Raw genomic sequence first — 15,663 nt, 5'->3', positions numbered from 1 at the left:
CGGGTCGGGCGGACGAGCTGACCGAGGAAGAGCGCGACGCAGTACGGACGGCGCGCGAGGTAACCGGCACCGCGGGCCCGGCCTACCCCATGCCAGCCCGCTTGTAAGGGAGAGTGACATGCCGTTCAACGTCACAGCCAAGAACGTCGCCTTGGACGGGCTGGACGAGTCCGCCTCGGCCGGCATCAAGTACGTCGGCGTGCACCAGGTCAGCGACCCGGGCACGGGCGCGACCGCGAACGCCGGAGAGGCGAACGGCGGCTCCCCGGCGTACGCCCGTGTGGCGGTGACCTGGGGTGCCAGCGCGTCCGGGCAGAAGACGAACACGAACGCGTTCGCCATCGACGTCCCCGCCGGCAGCTACGCGTTCATCACTCTCTGGAACACCGCGAGCGGCAATACGGGCACCCAGTACCTGGGCTACTTGCCGCTCAACGGCACCGTGAAGGGCGTCGGCACAGTGGACAGCGCCGGGGTCACCTCGGATGCGATTCAGTCGGCGGCCCACGGACTCGCCAACAACGACCGGGTGATGCTGTTCAAGGTGCTCGGTGAGTCGCTGCCGGCGGGCCTCAGCGAGGGCACGATCTACTACGTGGTGTCTGCGACCACGGACACCTTCAAGGTCAGCCAGACCTCCGGCGGGTCGGCGGAGAACATCACCGGCCAGGGCGAGCTCTACTTCCAAAAGGTGGTTCCCGAGACCTTCAACGCGCAGGGCCAGATCACCGTCGCGGCGGGCGCGCTGGTCCTGGACGCCACCGCGCTGTAGCCCTTGATCGGCGTGCCGGGGATGAGGTGACACGTGGCTATCACCCTGTCCAACTCGTTCGAGGGCGGCAGCAACAACGCCACGATCACCACGGCGAACAGTGGCGGCTCGTCCGGGACGGCGTTTACCTACACCCAGGGCGGGACCTACACGACGACTCAGGCGGCGCACGGCACCCGCTCAGCGGCGTGCGCCGCCAACAACGCCCTGCAGCTGCAGTGGTATCCGCTCACGGTCCCCAACGGGAACTTCTACGGGCGGTTGAACTACCGGATCGTCAAGCCGTCGGTGGATATCACGTGGGCCGGGATCTACCTGGGGACGCAGGACGGGGCCGAGTACTACCAGTGGTCCGGTTTCGTCACTGTCATCCCGTCCGGTGCCGCTACCTTGGATCTGTACCACTTCGTTGGCTCGGTCGGCAGCGCGGTGCTCGTCGCCAGCAAGACGATCACGCTTCCGTTTGGCTCCTGGGGCCGTTTGGAGCTCCGCGCCGATAACAACGCGACCAGCACGGCAGAGGTGCGGTGGTACTCCCAGCTGGACGGGACGACGATCACCGAGTCGGTGACCGGCAGCCTCTCCCACGTGGGGGTCATCCCCTGGGAATGGGGCGGGGCTGAGGCGGCCAATTTCGAAGCGTCCACGAATGTGTGGGTGGACGACTTCACGGTGACCGATACCGGGTGGCCGGGGCCGGCAGGTCTGAAGGTCGTGTCAGCGTCCGGAATCGGCGCCCTGGGCATGTCGGGCGCGGGCGCAGCCCGGCGGCTGGCCCGCTCGTCTGGCCTCACCCCGGTAGGGCTCGGCGGTGCCGGGGCCGGGCAGAAAGCCGCCCCAGGCGCCGGCCGCACGACCATCGCGGTCGGCGGGTACGGCACGGCCCGGAAGGCGGCGCCCGCCGTCGGCCGGGGAACGGTCGGCCTCGCCGGCGGCGGCACCGGGCGCAAGACCGCCCCCGCCGCCGGGCGGGGGACCACGGGCCTGGTCGGCGCGGGCACGTCACGGAAGACGGCGCTCCCCACCGGCCGCGCCCCGGTCGGGCTGACCGGCTCGGCCATACCGGGCAAGACGGTGACCGCGGCCGCGGCCGTCCCCCTGCTCCTGGCGGGGGCGAGCACCGCCGCCAGAGTCGCGCCCGCCGCAGGGCGTGGCACGATCACCCTGGACGGTGCCGGGGCCGGGCGGAAAGCCGCCCCCGGCGGAGGGGCCGCATCGCTCGTGCTGTCCGGCGCCGCCATCGCCCGGCACCTCGCCGTGCACCAGGGCACGATCAGCCTGACCGTCGCCGCGGCGGCCGCCGCCGCCAAGACCGCGCCGGGCGCGGGACGGTCGGCGCTGGGGCTGTGGTCGTACTACAGCCAGTCCCCCACCCGGGCGGTCACCGCGATCGGCTACCTGGGTCTGACCCTGGCGGCCGCGGCGGTGAAGGTCCTCCCTGCGTCCGGGGCCGGCTCGGTGGGCGTGGCCACGGCCGCATCAGCCGTCAAGACGGCGGGCGCCGGCGGCCGGTCGGCGCTCACACTCGACGTCGCCGCAGCCACAGTGAAGACGGCGCCCGCGGCCGGGCGAGCGCCTCTCAGCATCACCGCGGCGGCGGCCACGACCAAGGCCGCCCGCGCCGCCGGGTGGTCCACGCTGGGCCTGTGGGCGTCCCGCGGCCAGCTCGCCCGGGCCGTGACCGCGATCGGCTATCTGGGCCTGTCCGGCACGGGTGCGGCAGGCAAGACGGCGTCGGCCGCCTGCACCGCCTGCGTGGGCCTGGCCGGGCACGGCATCACTCGTAAGGCCGCGCCGGGGGCCGGTACGGCCGTGCTCGGCCTGGCCGTCACCTCGCGCTCGCAGCAGCCGATCGACGCAACCCGCGGCGTGATGACCGCCACGGACCGGCGAACCGCTGGCATAGCGGCACGGCCGGGCAGGGCCCCATCAATGAGAGGGAGCTGAGAGATGGCGTTCGACCTCGGTGACGTGGTCCCGCTGTCCATCACCGTCACCAACGCGGCCGGGCAGGCGGAAGACGCGACCGCCGTCCACCTGACCATCACCCTGCCAGACGGCACGGCGGCAACCTACGGCCCGATCGCCTCGACCACGGGCCAGCCCGGGGTCTACGACTACGACTACGCCACGGTGCAGGCGGGCCGGCACCTGGCCCGGTGGGTCGCGACCGGAACCAACGCCAGCGCGTACGTCGATGTGTTCGACGTGCAGCCGGCCGACGGCGCCGACTTCATCAGTCTCGCGGACGCCATCGAGCACCTGCGGAAGAAGGGCGACACCCCCGACGCGGAAAAGCTCCGGGGCTTCGTCTCCGCTGCCTGCCAGATCATCACCGACCGGATGGGCCAGGTGTCCCCGGTGACGGTGACGCACGAGGTCACCCGGTGTGGCCACACGATCGTCCTGCCGAAACGCCCGGTCATCGAGATCACCGCCGTGCAGACGCTGCCCGACCTGACCACGGTGCCGCAGGCCGACCGGGCCGCCGGCATCGACGGGTGGCTCCTCGACTCGCCCGAGGGCGTGGTCACCCTCACACGCTGGTACCCGGCGCTGCGCTTCACCTACCGCCTCGGGCGCTCCCCGCTGCCGCCGAAGTACCGGCTGGCGGGTCTCGAGTTGTCCGCGCACCTGTGGCGCACATCGCAGATGAACGGCGGCGGCGGCAGGCCGCCGGTCGGCGTCGACGAGGTGATCGTGCCGGGGACGACGTACGCGCTGCCCTACAACGTGCGGCAGCTCCTGGGCCTCGATCGGCGCCCGCAGGACGAGGCCCTGGTCGGGTAATCCCGGCCGCCCCGAGTTCGTGATTTCAGGGTCAGGTTCGACCTGACCCTCCCGCAGGGCAGGTCGAACCTGACCCCCAACTGCCCAGGAGGACCACCCCTATGTCCCAGACCGTTTCCACGGTCCCGGCCGTCCTGGACGCGATCGTGGCCGCCGCTCGCCAGGCGCTCCCCAACGCGGAAGTCGTCGACGGGCAGCCCGTGAAGGGCCAGGAGGACGCGGCTGACATCGTCTGCATCGGCTTCACCGGGGAGCCGGGCGAGGCGGCTGTCACCTCGAACCGCACCCGGGAGCAGATGGCGACCGACCCGGACCGGGAGTCATACACCATCACCTGCCTGGCGTCGTCCTGGCGCGGCCACGAGACGGACCCCAAGGCCGTCCGCGACGCCGCCTACGCGCTGATCGACGGCGTGGTCGGCGCGCTCGCCACCGACGCGGCCCTGGAAGCGCTGGTGATGCGGGCGATGCTCACGACCGAGGCATTCGCCCCCGAGCAGACCACGCGGGGTGCCGTGGCCACCGTGCAGTTCGGCATCCACGTGGACGCCTACGCCTACCGGAGGTAGCGGTGCCGTCTGCTGGTGAGGAGATCCTCCGGACGCTCGATGTGTTCGGCCCGCTACCGGCCGAGATACGCCGTGAGCTCCGCCCGGCGCTGTCCAGGGTGGCCAAGCCGGTGCTGGCTGAGGTGCGGGCGAACGCGAGCTGGTCGACCCGTATCCCCGGGGCGACTCGCATCTCCAGTTCGTTCTCCCGGCGCTCGGCGGGCGTCGCGATCACCGTGTCCGGCCGGAAGGCGCCGCACGCCCGCCCGCTCGAGAACCTCGGCCGGCCCGGCAGCTTCCGGCACCCGGTGTTCGGCGACCGGCAGCGGTGGGTCAGCCAGGCGGCGCGACCGTTCTTGTTCCAGGCGGTCGCGGGCGCGGATGAGGAGCTGGTCCGAGAGACCGGACGGGTGGTCGAGGCGGCTGCCCGTAAGCACGGGTTCCGATGAGAAAGGACCGTAATGGCGACTTTGACGACTCAGGTCGTCCCGCTTACCGGGCTGGCCATCGCGTTCGTGAACGCGGCAGGGGGCGGGGACCAGTGCGCCACCGGTGACGGGGTGACGCTGCTGGTCCGCAACGACGACTCCACCTCGACGACCGTCACGTTGGCCACACCGGAGCAGATCGACGGCGACCTGGCGGTCGCCGACCGGGCGGTGACGGTGGCGGCGAACACCACCTCGGCGATCCCGATGACGTCCCGGTATCTCGACCGGGCGACCGGGCTGGCGTCCATCACCTACTCCAAGACCACATCTCTGCAGGTCGCCTGCATCCGGAGGTAACCACTGTGAACCTTGTGAAGATCGTCCACCCGGATGGGATGGAAGCCAAGGTGCCGGAGTCGGCGGTGCCGCAGCACCGGGCGTCGGGATGGGAACTGGCGGACCCGCCCACCCCCAAGGAACGGATCCGGCGGATCCTCATCGACGGCGGGTTGGACCCGAATGAGGCGGAACGGGTTGCAGCAGCGGCCCATCCCGCAGAGCCGCCCACCGAGACGGCGCCGCCCGACCACCCACCGAAAACCGCAAATCAGACCACAGAAGCCCCGGCAACCGCCGGGGCTTCTGCATTGCCGGGCCAGTCGCGGCGCCGGACCACGACCAGGGGGGATGAGTAATGCCCGCTACGCCGATCGCTGCTGAGACCCGCTATTTCAACCCGGAAACCACGAAGGTCTACTGGTGCCCGGCCATCGCCAACAAGGCGGCCCCGACCCGCAGTGAGCTGAACGCGGGCACCGACCTGTCACGGGCCATCGCCGACGTCAACGGCTGGCAGGTGTCCAGCGAGATGATCGACGTCCCTGACATGGGCTCGCGGTTCGTGTCCAAGATCCCCGGTCGAATCAGCGCGGCCGACTCGTCGATCTCCTTCTACATGGACCGGGCCGGTATCGACGCCCGCACCGTCATGCCGCGCGACGCAGAGGGATACGTGGTGTGGCTGGACGGCGGCGACGTCGCGGGGCGGCCGTGCGATGTGTTCCCGGTCACCGTGAGCTCGCACGGCAAGTCCCGCAGTGTCGGCGCCGAGCCCGCGCGGCTGACGATCCAGTACGCGATCACCAGCGAACCGGCTGAGAACGTGACCATCCCGGCATGAGCAGTCTGCGTGAGCGGCTCCGCTCCCGTGAGCGGCCGAGCCTCGATTACGAGCTGCCGGTCGGGGACGTGGTCGGGGCGCAGCGGGACCTGGCGGCGGCGGAGGAGGCGCACCGCCAGGCCCTCCGCCACGCCGCCAAGATCGCCACGGCTGAGGACGCCTCGGATGCGGAACAGGCCGAGGCGCAGGCGGCTGTGGAGGAGACGCGGGCGGCGGTCGCCCAGGCCGAGGAGGCGCTCGACGCCTGCTACGAGCACATCAAGCTCACCGCCATGCCGCCGGACGACTACGAGGCGCTCAAAGCGCTGCATCCGCCCCGGCCCGGCACCGACGACACCGAGTACAACGCGGCGACCTTCCCGCGGGAGTGCTTCTTGCGGTGCGCCACGGAGCTCACGCCGGAGGAGTGGGCGCCGATCCTGCGGGAGAACCTCACCAATGCCGAGCGGGAGGACCTGTACCTGCTGGCGGACGCGGTCAACTCGCGGTTGGTGAACGCTGCCCTCCCAAAAGGATCGAGGCCGACCCGCAGCTCCTGATCGAGCTGGAGGTCTGTGAGCGGTACGGCATCCCGCACTCGCAGTTCCTGCGGTGGGACCGGGACGACCGGGACAAGGCGATCGCCCTGTACCTGCGGAAACGGTCGACGTGCAAGCGCTGCGACACCCGGCCGGAGGAGTGGGATCCGACCCGGGGCGGCGATCTGAACGCCTACGTGGCCGACGTCAACCGGTGCCGCGGCTGTGAGCAGATGCAGGCATTTGACGCGTCCCTGACGCCCGACGACCGCAAAGAGCTAGGGCGCGGAATCTACATCGTCCTCAGACGCAGACGGGAGGCGTGACACATGGCGACCACCCTGGTGCGTGACCTGCGGGCCAACCTCCGGCTCGGCATGTCCGATGAGGACTTCCGGAAGGGCATGGACGGTCTCAAGCGGACCGCCCCCCGCGACGGCGAGCAGATCGCCGGCGCGTTCGCCCGCTCGTTCTCCCGCCAGCTGGGGGCGGCGTTCCGCAGTCTGCCGCAGGCGGAGATCACCGCAGATACCTCCGAGGCGCAGATCAAGGTCAACTCGTTGAGGACGAGCCTGCGTGACCTGGCGAACAAGCGGATCGGGATCGACCTCGACGCCAACGCGGCGATGGGCGAGATGCGCGCCATCGAGGCCGAGCTGGAGAGCCTTCAGGAAACCGCGGATATTTCCGTGCGGGCTGACGTCAGCCGGGCGCTGGCCGCGCTGCGGTCGGTGAAGAACGAGGTCGACAAGCTCGGCGACGGCCGCGAGGTCGGCGGCGCGTTCGCCCAGTCGTTCTCCCAGCGGGTGGGGCAGGCGTTCCGCAGCTTGCCGAAGGTGGAGATCACCGCCGACAGCTCTGCGGCCGCCGTGAAGATCAGCCAGCTGCGGGAATCGCTGCAGGACCTCGCGAACAAGCGGATCGGGATCGACGTCGACTCAGGGCCGGCCCTTGCCCAGATGCGCACCCTGAAGTCCGAGCTGGAGAGCCTTCAGCAGACCGCCGACATCGACGTACGGGCCGATGTCACCCGGGCTCTGGCGGAGCTCAACGCGGTTGAGCGCGAGGTCCGGAAGATCGACGGCGAGACCATCAGGATCGACGTCGATCTGAAGGGCGCCGCCGCGATGGAGACGGCCACCCTCATCCAAGGCGCGCTGAGCACGCTGGAGGCGACCGGCCCGGCCAAGCTGGCCGTCGTGGGGGCGGCCATCGCCTCGCTGCCGGTCGTGGCCGGGGCCGCCGGTGGGGCGATCACGGCCGTGCTCGGCAGCGCCCTGGCGGCGGTCGGACTGGCCGCCTCCAAGGGGTCGGCTGAGGCGCAGGACGCGCTCGCCCGGCTGAAGACCGCCGCGCAGGCCGAGGCCGAGCAGATCGGCCAGCCGTTCGAGCGGGTGTGGGTGCGGATCGTCGACGTCGCTCAGCGGGAGCTGAACCAGCTCGGCCCGGTGGTCGGGCGTGCCCTGGCTGATCTTGCCCCCGACGTCGAGTCCTTCGTCGACGACGCCGGCAGCTCGCTGGAGGAGCTCACCCCGGCGGTCGACAGCGTCCAGAGGGCGTTCTCGGCCATGCTGCAGTCCCTCGGCCCGGCCCTACCCGGCATCATGCGCGACCTGGGCGGCGGCATCTCCGCCATCAGCGACGCGGTCGCCGACAACCCCGAGACTTTCGTCCGGATGGCGCAGGGCCTGGCCGGGTTCGTGGACTGGGCGGGAAAGGCCACCGCGCGGGGCATCGAGCTGGCCAAGGTCCTACAGGACAACTCCGACTCGGTCCGCATGTTCTTCGGAGCGATGTCGCTCCCGCTCGCGGTCATGAACCAGCTCGGCTTCGGCATGGTCGAGGTAGGCAAGGGCGCCGACGCCATGACCAAAGGCGTCCAGACCTCCGGTCAAGCGGCGGACGCGGCCGGGCAGCGCATGGCGGCTCTGGCGGAGGCGTACGGGCTGGCCGGTGACGACAGCATCGAGGCCGCGCAGAAGATGCTCGATTCGTGGAGCGCGGCCTTCAGCGGCTTCATGGACATGGGCGGGGCGCTGCAGACGATCGAGCAGCGCACGAGGGCGAGCGTGTCGGGTACTGACCGGCAGGCGCAGGCGTCCGAGCGGCTGGCGGAGGTGCAGCGGCGGGCTGCGGAGCAGATCCAGCGGGCGCAGCGCGACGTCGCCGACGCCCACGAGCGCGCCGTGGAGCGGGTGCAGCAGGCGCAGCAGCGGGTCGCCGACGCGCACGAACGCGCCGCCGAGCAGGTGGCCCAGGCGCAGGAGCGTGTGAAGGACGCCCAGGAGCAGGCCGCAGAGGCGGCGGGCAGGGCTCAGGAACGCATCGCCGATGCCGAGCAGGCGGTATCGGACGCGGTCGAGCAGGCGGCCCGGCGCAGCGCCGACGCGATGAAGCGGGTCGCCGACGCGCAGCAGCGCGTGACGGACGCCGCGGAGGACGGCGGCCGTCGCATCGCCGACGCCGAACAGCGGGTCGCCGACGCCCAGGAAAGCGCCGCCGAACGGGTCGTGGACGCCGAGCGGCGACTGCAGGACTCCCACGCGAGGACCGAGGATGCGGTCAAGGATCTGACCCGGGCGCGGGAGCAGGCCGCCGAGCGGTTGGAGGACCTGCAGCGGCAGACCGCGGGGATCGAGCTCGACGAAGAGTCGGCGCAGCTGGCGATCGAGCGGGCCCGCCTGCGGATGCAGGAGGTCACCGCCGACCCGAAGGCCACCGATCTGGACCGGCGTGAGGCTGATCTGGCCTTCCGGCAGGCGGTGCAGCGGCTTCAGGAGGTTCGCCGGCGTAACAACGACCTGCGGGAGGATCTCGCGAAGGCGCAGCAGGCCGGCATCGAGGGCTCCGCTGAGGTGGTGCAGGCCAAGGAGCGGATCGCCCAGGCGCAGCAGGCCGAGCAGGACGCCGAGCTTGCCCTGGCGAAGGCGCGGGAGGACGGCGCCCACCAGGTGATGCAGGCGGAGCAGGCGCTGGCCGACGCCCGCCAGCAGGCCGCCCGCCAGGTCGCGCAGGCCGAGCAGGCGCTGTCCGATGCCCGCGCGGATGCGGCCCGTCAGCAGCAGGACGCTGAGGCTGCTATCGCCCGCGCTGAGGCGGACCTGAACCGTGCCAGGATCGACGGCGCGAAGGACGTGCAGAAGGCCAAGGCGGACGTTGCCAAGGCTGAGGCGGACGCGGCCAAGGCCGCCCGGGACGCCGCTCGCGACGTCACCGACGCTGAGGAGGCGCTGCGGAAGACCAAGCGGGACTCGGCCCGGGATGTGATGGATGCCGAGGCCGCGCTGACCAAGGCGAGGCAGGACGCCGCCCGCGACGTGCAAAAGGCGAACTCCGACGTCGCCCAGTCGTGGACGTCGCTCGGCGGCGCGGTCAAGGTCACCACGCAGGAGTACCTGGCTGAGCTGGAAAAGCAGGTCCGCGCGCAGGAGCAGTGGGCGGACAACCTCGTCAAGCTGGCCGGGCGGGTGCCCGACGACATGATGGCCGAGCTCGTTCAGATGGGGCCTAAGGGCGCCGAGGTCGTCTCGATGATGACGCGGATGACCGAGCCTGAGCTGCAGCGCTTTATTGACCTGCACGGCAGGAGCGGGAAGGCGGCGGGCGACACGTTCGCGAAGAACCTCGCCGATGCGGGCCCGATCCTGCGGGAGATCGCCCGCCAGCGGGGCGAAGAGGTGGCCGACAAGGTCCGCGACGGCATGGAACGGGGGGCCGTCAGCGTGTACGACGCGGCCCGGAAGATCGGCCTGCGGATCACCCAGGAAGTCGGCCCCGAGCACAAGATCCGGATCACGGCGGACGCCAACTCGGCGTACGGCGTGCTCAACAAGCTGCTGTCCGACATCGGCGCCGCCAGCGCGAACGTCAGCGTCGGCGTGCTGAAGTCCGCCAACGGTAACGTGATCCTGCCCGGCGGGCAGGTCATGGCGTTCGCTGGCGGTGTCGAGCGGCACGTCGCGCAGATTGGCGCCCCCGGCGCGATTCGAATCTGGAACGAGCCCGAGACGTCCGGCGAGGCTTACATCCCGCTCGCCCTGTCCAAGAGGGCCCGCAGTGAGGCGATCCTCGACCAGGTCGCAGGCATGTTCGGCGGGGCGTTCGTCAAGGCGGCGCCCGCCGGCGGGATGCCCGTGGCGGGCGGCGACGGCGCGTCCATGGGCGGCGCGATGTACATCACGGTCAACGCCTCCTTTGCCGACGATCGCAACCTGTATGAGAAGGGCGCCGAACTGGCCGCAGGCCTGCGCGAGTACGTCCGCCGGGGTGGGGTGATGCCCCGATGAGCCTGCCGCAGCTGGTCGTCGAGGTGCAGTTCACGCCCGGGGTGTGGACGGACGTATCGGAGTGGCTGCAGGCGCCGATGACCATTCGGCGCGGCTCGTCCCGGGTCGAGTCCCCGGTGATCCGGTACGAGCCGGGGACCGCCACCCTGCGCCTGAAGAACCGCGATAGGAGATTCGACCCGACGCACCTCGGCGGGCCGTACGTGTCTGGTGGCGTGTCGCAGGTGACGGCGATGCGGCCGATACGGATCCGCGCGAACTGGGACACCTACATCCTCAGTTTGTTCAGGGGCTACATCGATCTGTGGGATGTGGACTGGATCGCCACAGTTCACAGCATCGTCACGGTGACCGCCACGGACGCGTTCAAGGTCCTGGCCAACAAGAGAAGGTCCGCCGTCAACCCGCCCGTGGGCGCTGGGGAGACGACCGGCGCCCGGATCAACCGCATCCTCGACTCGGCCGGCTGGCCGTCAGCTGACCGGGACATCGCGACCGGCAACTCGACCGTGCAGGCGACCGACCTGTCCGGGGACGCACTGTCGGAGCTGCAGCGCGTCGCCGAGTCCGAGATCGGCGAGCTGTACGTCGACGGCCGCGGCCAGGTCGCGTTCCGCAACCGGCACGCGCTGATCACCGACTTCCGATCCTCCAACGTGATGGGCACCTTCGGTGCGACGCCGGGCGTTCCCGCCCCGTTCGAGGTGAAGCTCAACACCGACGACGCGACGTTGTGGAACGAGGTCATCGTCCAGAGGACGGGGGGCGCCGAGCAGACGGCCGCCGACTCCGCGAGCATGACCGCGAACACGCCCCGCACGTTCCAGCGATCGGACCTGCTGCTGGAGTCCGACGTCGACGTCGGCAACTACGCCCAGTGGATCCTCTACATCAGCAAGAACCCCGAGACCCGATTCGACGAGATCCGGATCCACGTGCACGCCGACCCGGACACCCTGGCGTTGCAGGCTCTCGGGCGGGAGATCGGCGACCGGATCAAGATCGTGCGCCGCAACGTCCCCGGCGGCGGTGCCGACGTCACTCGCGAGGTGTTCATCCGCGGCATCACGCATGAGATCGGCCAGGCGACCTGGATCACCACCTGGACGCTGCAGTCGGCGACCCGCTACATCAGCAACTTCTTCCTGCTCGGATCCGGGTCCCTGAACAGCAACATCGTGTCGTACTGAGGAGGTGTGCGGTGCCGTTCAAGGACTGGGGCCTTGAAGTGCTGACCAGCGCGGACGTCAACACCTATCTAATGCAGCAGGTCATCATCCGGTGTACGTCGACGACCCGGCCGTCGAGCCCGACGGAGGGTTGGCACATCTATGAAACGGACACGAGGCGTTTCCTGGTCTACCGGTCCGGGTCCTGGGTGCGGCAGGGCGAGCAGGAGTTGTACGCGGTCAAGACCGCCGACGAGACCACGTCCTCAACGAGCATGCACAACGACCTGCACCTGTTCCTGCCGGTGTCGGCGCAACGCACGTACTGGATGGACGCACTCCTGATGGCGAGCGGCACGGTCAGCGGCCACAACTGGATCGCTCAGTGGTCGGTCCCGTCCGGGGCGACCATGCTGTGGGCGAGCAACCACCCGGCGTTGAACGATCCCGGCGTGTTGAGCGGAGGCGGCAACAACATCAACAAGCGGGTCAACGACCAGGGCACGGTGATCAACGTGCGCGTGACCTCCGGCGGCGGCCACGCCACGACGAACGCCGTGTACATGACCAGGGCGCGCGGGATCCTCAAGACCGGCAACACCGTCGGCAATCTCCAGCTGCAGTGGCGGGCCAGCACCGGCACGGTCACCGTGCACGAGCTGTCCACGCTGCGGCTTCAGGCGATCCAGGGGTGAGGCATGCCGTTCAAGACCTTCACGTCCGAGACGCTGATCGCCTCCGACGTCAACACCTACCTGATGCAGCAGGTGGTCATCCGGTGTACGTCGACGACCCGCCCCGCGGGCCCGTCCGAGGGTTGGCACATCTATGAGATCGACACCGGCCGGCGCATGGTGTTCACGTCGGGGGCGTGGCGGCCGGAGGGCATCTACGAGCAGCTCAAGGTCAAGCCGGAGACGACGGGCATCTACGGGTGGTACACCAACGTCTACGACCCGCACCTGCGGTTCAACCTCGACGCCAACAGCACCTATTGGCTGGAGGGGTTCCTGCAGTTCCAGCAGAACAAGCAGACCCCAGGCAACCTGGAGCAGCTCACGGCCCTCGGCTGGGTGTTCCCTGACGTCTCGCCCGCGTGGAAGATCCGCTGCTCCTTTCAGTCGCCCATGGGTGACCCGTCCGGCACCTCTGCCGATACCCGCGTCCGGCTCGGCGTGTACGCCTGGCCGGAGGGCGGGAAAGCCGCGGCGAACAAGAAGGACATCGGCATGACCGACGCCGACCCCGATTACGTGATCGGTGGTCACAACTTCTCGGCCTGGGCTGATGCGACCGGGGCCGTCGTCGAGCCCGAAGCGATGATCAAAACCACGACGGCCGGGCAGCTGATTTTCCTGTTCACCGGCGGGTGGAAGGACGCCAACAATTTCGTGGACCTGCGGTTGCTCGCCAACTCCTGGCTGCGTGTCCGGAAAGTCGGCTGATGGGGTACAAGGTCTTCGCCAACGGGCAGCTGTTCACCACGTCCGACCTCGACGCGCTGCTGATGAGCCAGGTCATCATCCGCTGCACCTCGACCACCCGGCCCCCTCAGCCCGCCGAGGGCTGGCACATCTACGAGACCGACACGCAGAAGCTCCGGATCTACCAGACCGGGCGGTGGGTCGACGACACCGGGGCAGGGCAGGACCTGGTCGCCGTCAAGGCCGCCGACCAGGTCTTCTCCAGCACCTCAGACACGGGGATCACGGACCTGTCCGTACCGGTCCAGGCGAACACGCAGTACGTGCTGGAGTGCTTCCTCGCTGCCACCTGCACCGGCAGCGGGAGCTTTCTGGATTTCGATTTCGTGATCCCATCCAACGCCAACGTCTATCTGGTGACCAACCACCCAGCAAGCGACGAAGGGCCGGTCAACAAGGCGGCTCGGCAGACCGGCGCGATCGCCATGGCCTCGTACGTCCAGCCCAGCGGATCCGTGGTGCAGATCCGCGGCTTCCTCCAGGTCGGCGCGGTCGCCGGCAACTTCTCCGTGAACGTCCGCACCACCACTTCGGGCCAGCCCATCACCATCAAGGCGCTGTCCACGATCCGCCTGCGCAAGGTCATCTGACCACCACGTGATCATGCCGCCCGCTGACTGTATCCGTCGTGCGGGCGGCACCCGCCTGGCACCCGCCAGGCGGACCGCACACAACGAGGGGGGCATGTGGACGGTGTGGACGGTGCGACCCTGGCGGACGCACTGATCAAGTGGGGTCCTGCTGGGCTGTTCGTGCTCCTGTTCGTTTTCGGCTGGATTCACCCCAAGCCAGCGATGGACAGTAAGGAAGCAGAGATCGCCTGGCTACGGCAGGCCCTCGCGGACGAGCGGGCAGCCCGCGAAGCGGAACGCGAGACGTACCGGCTGGAGACGGCCAGCTCCAACGCGGCCGCGCTGGAGGCCGCCAAAACGACCGCGCACCTGCTTACCGACCTGCGCGAGCGCAACTCGGAGGCACGGCGATGAGACTCCTACGCAGGCGCCCCGTACGGCCGGAGATCGCCGCCGAGGTGGAGCAGTCCCGCCGGTCCCGGATCGCCGCCGAGGCCGGCCTCGAACGCACCCGTGAGCGCACCGAGCAGACCGAGCAGGAGCTCGTCGACGTGCTGCGGCAGCTCAACGCGTCCAACGGATTCGCCGAGCTGCTCGTGCGAGAAGTGATCAGGGGATCGGACGAGATCAGGGAATCCGACGACGAACAGTGATCAAGGAGTCGAAATGACGCTCATCACGGTGACCTGGTGGGCGATCCTCGCCGGCGGCCTGGTCCCTACAACGTGGTTCCTGGTGCGGTTCCGCCCGGCCTGGCCAATCCGTCGCCCCTCGCTGATCGTGAACGGCCTGGTCGGCGTGATCTGGCTGGCCTACCTGCGGTCCGCGCTGCTGCTGGCCACCAACGGGTGGACGCCGAAGTACACCGGCGCCATCAACACCGTGATCATGGTCGTCCTCGGCGTCGCTGCGGACTGGCTGCTGATCCTGCTGCTGGCCACGTTTCTCGACTACCGCAAGGAACGCCGCGAGAGACGGTGACCTGAATGCAGCACCCCATGCCCCCAGAGCCGCATACCGGCGCGGAGGCTGCCGCCCCCTTGGAAGGAGCACCGTGAAAATCATTCCGCGCGCCGGGTGGGGCGCACGCCCGCCGAAGAACTCCCGCGACGTCGTCCACGTGACGTGGGCGACGCGGACCGAGTTCGTCGTCCACCACACCGAGGGTCCCAAGACCCAGCTCGTTCGCGCGATCCAGGTGTTCCATCAGGACACCCGCGGCTGGAACGACATCGGGTACAACTTCCTCGTCGACTCCGACGGCACGATCTACGAGGGCCGCGGCTGGCTCGTCGTCGGCGCGCACTGCCCCGATCACAACAGGTCGGGTATCGGTGTGGCGTTCATCGGCAGCAACAACCCGACCCAGCTCGCGATGAAGAGCATCCGGTGGCTGTATGACGAGGCGTGCCGGAAGGCCGGGCGAGCGCTGCGTAAGCGTGGCCACGGCCAGTTGTACGCCACGGCGTGCCCGGGCCCGCGCCTGCAGGGGTGGGTCAACGCGGGCATGCCGATCAAGGAAGAGCCGCCGGCACCGTCCCCGGAACCCCCGATCAAGATCATCATGAAGGGGGACGTCCCGCAGTGGCCCGGGCGGGTGCTCGAGTACAACCCCAACGAGCCGATGATCTTCGGCGAGGACGTCCGCGTATGGCAGGAGAAGCTCCGCCGCCGCGGCTGGAAGATCGACGTCGACTCCTGGTACGGCCCGCAGTCCACGGCGGTGTGCCGCGGTTACCAGAAGGCGACTGGCCTGCCCGTCACCGGCAAAGTCGACCGCGCGACGTGGGACATGACCTGGTCCTGGCGGCCGCCGGCCGAGTCTGAGCCTTCGGCCACGCCCGAGCTCCCGCCATCTCCGCCGCCGTCCTGCCAGCCCGGCACCGTCGACGACGCGAACTGACCCGCCCGCC

General features: G+C 69.8%; 18 protein-coding genes. All 18 read left to right on the top strand.

Translation table 11 applies throughout. The features are described from left to right. Positions 1-118 precede the first annotated feature (118 nt). The 18 genes from AB0O28_RS18790 to AB0O28_RS18705 all read left to right on the top strand — a co-directional run bounded on the left by AB0O28_RS18790 (position 119) and on the right by AB0O28_RS18705 (position 15,653). A complete protein-coding gene (locus AB0O28_RS18790) occupies positions 119-772 on the top strand; it encodes a hypothetical protein (RefSeq protein ID WP_363641701.1) in 654 nt (217 codons plus the stop codon). A 33-nt stretch (positions 773-805) separates the two neighbouring features. Beyond that, positions 806-2,719, top strand: a complete 1,914-nt coding sequence (locus AB0O28_RS18785) for a hypothetical protein (RefSeq protein ID WP_363641699.1) — start codon at positions 806-808, stop codon at positions 2,717-2,719. Between the two features lie 3 nt (positions 2,720-2,722). After that, positions 2,723-3,562, top strand: coding sequence for a hypothetical protein (locus tag AB0O28_RS18780; protein WP_363641697.1), 840 nt, complete (start codon positions 2,723-2,725; stop codon positions 3,560-3,562). A gap of 101 nt (positions 3,563-3,663) precedes the next feature. Next, positions 3,664-4,131 (top strand): hypothetical protein, encoded by a 468-nt coding sequence (locus tag AB0O28_RS18775; RefSeq protein WP_363641695.1) that lies wholly within the window; start codon positions 3,664-3,666, stop codon positions 4,129-4,131. 2 nt (positions 4,132-4,133) lie between these two features. Further along, positions 4,134-4,559: an HK97 gp10 family phage protein gene (locus AB0O28_RS18770; RefSeq protein WP_363641693.1), complete on the top strand. Its 426-nt coding sequence runs from the start codon at positions 4,134-4,136 to the stop codon at positions 4,557-4,559. A 12-nt stretch (positions 4,560-4,571) separates the two neighbouring features. Beyond that, positions 4,572-4,898 carry a hypothetical protein gene (locus AB0O28_RS18765; RefSeq protein WP_363641691.1) on the top strand — a complete coding sequence of 109 codons (327 nt, stop codon included), beginning with the start codon at positions 4,572-4,574 and terminating at the stop codon, positions 4,896-4,898. Between the two features lie 5 nt (positions 4,899-4,903). Next, positions 4,904-5,236 (top strand): hypothetical protein, encoded by a 333-nt coding sequence (locus AB0O28_RS18760; protein ID WP_363641689.1) that lies wholly within the window; start codon positions 4,904-4,906, stop codon positions 5,234-5,236. Then, positions 5,236-5,721, top strand: a complete 486-nt coding sequence (locus AB0O28_RS18755) for a hypothetical protein (protein WP_363641687.1) — start codon at positions 5,236-5,238, stop codon at positions 5,719-5,721. The genes AB0O28_RS18760 and AB0O28_RS18755 overlap by 1 nt, the downstream gene beginning before the upstream one ends. After that, entirely contained in the window at positions 5,718-6,260 is a 543-nt protein-coding gene (locus AB0O28_RS18750; RefSeq protein ID WP_363641685.1) for a hypothetical protein, read from the top strand. Before AB0O28_RS18755 ends, AB0O28_RS18750 begins: the two co-directional genes overlap by 4 nt. A gap of 308 nt (positions 6,261-6,568) precedes the next feature. After that, positions 6,569-10,525, top strand: a complete 3,957-nt coding sequence (locus AB0O28_RS18745; RefSeq protein ID WP_363641683.1) for a hypothetical protein — start codon at positions 6,569-6,571, stop codon at positions 10,523-10,525. Then, positions 10,522-11,715: a hypothetical protein gene (locus AB0O28_RS18740; RefSeq protein ID WP_363641681.1), complete on the top strand. Its 1,194-nt coding sequence runs from the start codon at positions 10,522-10,524 to the stop codon at positions 11,713-11,715. Before AB0O28_RS18745 ends, AB0O28_RS18740 begins: the two co-directional genes overlap by 4 nt. 11 nt (positions 11,716-11,726) lie before the next feature. After that, positions 11,727-12,389, top strand: a complete 663-nt coding sequence (locus AB0O28_RS18735) for a hypothetical protein (RefSeq protein ID WP_363641679.1) — start codon at positions 11,727-11,729, stop codon at positions 12,387-12,389. A gap of 3 nt (positions 12,390-12,392) precedes the next feature. Then, positions 12,393-13,139: a hypothetical protein gene (locus AB0O28_RS18730; protein ID WP_363641677.1), complete on the top strand. Its 747-nt coding sequence runs from the start codon at positions 12,393-12,395 to the stop codon at positions 13,137-13,139. After that, the gene (locus tag AB0O28_RS18725; protein WP_363641675.1) at positions 13,139-13,768 is read left to right on the top strand and encodes a hypothetical protein; all 630 of its coding nucleotides are present in this window, start codon (positions 13,139-13,141) and stop codon (positions 13,766-13,768) included. The genes AB0O28_RS18730 and AB0O28_RS18725 overlap by 1 nt, the downstream gene beginning before the upstream one ends. A 96-nt stretch (positions 13,769-13,864) precedes the next feature. Continuing rightward, positions 13,865-14,164, top strand: a complete 300-nt coding sequence (locus tag AB0O28_RS18720; RefSeq protein ID WP_363641673.1) for a hypothetical protein — start codon at positions 13,865-13,867, stop codon at positions 14,162-14,164. Beyond that, a complete protein-coding gene (locus AB0O28_RS18715; protein ID WP_363641671.1) occupies positions 14,161-14,403 on the top strand; it encodes a hypothetical protein in 243 nt (80 codons plus the stop codon). Before AB0O28_RS18720 ends, AB0O28_RS18715 begins: the two co-directional genes overlap by 4 nt. A gap of 13 nt (positions 14,404-14,416) precedes the next feature. Next, complete coding sequence (locus AB0O28_RS18710) at positions 14,417-14,731, top strand: hypothetical protein (protein WP_363641669.1); 315 nt, start codon at positions 14,417-14,419, stop codon at positions 14,729-14,731. A gap of 73 nt (positions 14,732-14,804) precedes the next feature. Next, positions 14,805-15,653, top strand: coding sequence for a peptidoglycan-binding domain-containing protein (locus AB0O28_RS18705; RefSeq protein WP_363641667.1), 849 nt, complete (start codon positions 14,805-14,807; stop codon positions 15,651-15,653). The last annotated feature ends 10 nt before the right edge of the window (positions 15,654-15,663 follow it).

The organism is Microbispora sp. NPDC088329, assembly GCF_040685655.1.
GTDB lineage: Bacteria > Actinomycetota > Actinomycetes > Streptosporangiales > Streptosporangiaceae > Microbispora.
The sequence above is the reverse complement of the archived record's forward strand: the minus strand, read 5'-3'. Positions and strand labels throughout refer to the sequence as shown.